The sequence below is a fragment of the Globicatella sp. HMSC072A10 genome, assembly GCF_001811625.1.
In the GTDB taxonomy this organism is placed as follows: domain Bacteria; phylum Bacillota; class Bacilli; order Lactobacillales; family Aerococcaceae; genus Globicatella; species Globicatella sanguinis.
The window spans coordinates 1-673 of record NZ_KV805644.1; the positions used below are offsets into that span (position 1 = coordinate 1).

The window sequence follows — 673 nt, forward strand, 5'->3', positions numbered from 1 at the left end:
TCTTCACAGATTTAAATTCATCAATCGCGATATGTTTGGGTAGTGATGTGGGCTTGGTATTATATTGATAACTATAGGCTTTCAATTGGCGCAGTACCGTATGAGACGACACATTCCAGGTTTCAGCAATATCTTTGATGGGCTTCGTTTTACCTAATTCTTGAAGAATCATTACCTTTAAGGGTGATGAAATCGTACAGTGCTGTTTGGTTAAGTTGGTTTGAGAAACCGTTGTTTTTTGACAATGTTTACAAAGGTATCGTTGCTTAGTCAGTTTAAGATAAGCAGGTTGAAGGTTATATTGCCCAATTAGGATGACGGTCCTATAAGATCCATAATCAATCATATCTTCCGCTCCATTATTACTACTACCACAATGAGGGCACACTTTAGGCGTATTCTTTAGCGTTCCTGTAACGGTTAATACTTTTTTAAAGGCTTTTGAGACAGGAAGCATTTTTTTAGTAGAACTTTTAAATTGATGAACTGAGAAATAGCATTCTTCATCAAAATCATTCTGTTCGATATTGATATTAAGGTCTTCCATTCCAAGTAAAATTTTAGTATTATTGTTTGTAGCCATGTGATTTCCTACTTTCTATTATTTTTGGACAACTTAATTATAGAGGAAATCACAGGCTTTTTGTATATAAAAATAGTGCTGGTGATTTCG

General features: G+C 34.5%; 1 protein-coding gene. It reads right to left on the reverse strand.

Features of this window, described 5'->3' with window-relative positions; translation table 11 throughout:
* A partial coding sequence (locus HMPREF2811_RS02555) for a transposase family protein (RefSeq protein WP_141749236.1) occupies positions 1-583 on the reverse strand: 583 nt, incomplete at its 3' end.
* Positions 584-673: the final 90 nt, after the last annotated feature.